General features: G+C 41.3%; 1 protein-coding gene. It reads left to right on the top strand.

Annotated elements, in window-relative coordinates:
- Window positions 1-596 (top strand): hypothetical protein (locus GGG_RS0119070; protein ID WP_010118108.1); only part of this gene is annotated, 596 nt, incomplete at both ends.

The raw sequence follows: 596 nt of genomic DNA, 5'->3' as shown, positions 1-596 counted from the left end.
TACCTGAGTTTGAATTGGAAATTGGTGCTGATGTTATTGAGCATAAAGAATCAATGACTGGTAAACGCACTACCGATTTCACCATGATTAATGCCACATCTGTGAACTTTTCGGGGCAACTTGAAGAGCTCAATCCTGAAAATCTGCAATATATTCTCTCTGGTATGACCCATGCTGTGCCAACAAAAACAGAAACTGATGTATCGCTAGGTACAGTGGTTGTAGGTGAAGAAATCAAATTGAATGGTTATAACCTGAAAACGGTTTCATTCAAGGATTCAACCAGTGGTACACCTAAAACGGTTAGCGCTGAAGATTACACATTGGATGCTAAATTCGGTACCGTTATTTTTAATGATGTTGCTGATCTAACCATGCCGATTCTGGCTACATACACCACTGGCGCGGTGACCAACACCACATTGGCATCCGACTTTGAAAAAGAGTATCAGCTCTTCTTTAAAGGGATTAATACTGCGAACGGTGAGCATGTGGCTGTAACGCTATGGCGCACCAAAAAGTCACCTGAAACGACTTTCCCGTTGATTCATGAAGAATTGGGTCAATATGAAATTTCAGGTCAGGCTTTATCTGAT

Source organism: Acinetobacter sp. P8-3-8 (assembly GCF_000214135.1).
Taxonomy (GTDB): Bacteria; Pseudomonadota; Gammaproteobacteria; order Pseudomonadales; family Moraxellaceae; genus Acinetobacter.
This window is presented reverse-complemented; position numbering and strand designations above follow the sequence as displayed.